The 230-nt window shown below is 57.4% G+C and carries 1 protein-coding gene; it reads right to left on the reverse strand.

The genetic code is table 11. The annotated features are described in order from the left end of the window. Positions 1-96: 96 nt before the first annotated feature. The coding region (locus SB772_RS46160; protein WP_410839288.1) for a neutral zinc metallopeptidase at positions 97-230 on the reverse strand (134 nt) is incomplete at its 5' end.

The following is a 230-nucleotide window of genomic DNA, read 5'->3' on the forward strand; positions in this document are numbered from 1 at the left end:
GGACCAGATGCGGGCCCTCGGCTTCAACATCTGATTACTTCACAAAAAATGGTTCCAGGCATGATGCCTGGAACCATTTTTGTGCCTCCCGGTAGGCTACGGCGTTGCCACACCGAAGGTGTCGCATTTATTGATGTCACCGGTGGTGTAGCCCTGATAGAACCACTTCTGCCGTTGTGCACTGGAGCCGTGGGTCCAGGACTCGGGGGAGACCCTGCCGGTTGCGGCCT

This window comes from Paraburkholderia sp. SIMBA_030, assembly GCF_046535245.1.
GTDB lineage: Bacteria > Pseudomonadota > Gammaproteobacteria > Burkholderiales > Burkholderiaceae > Paraburkholderia.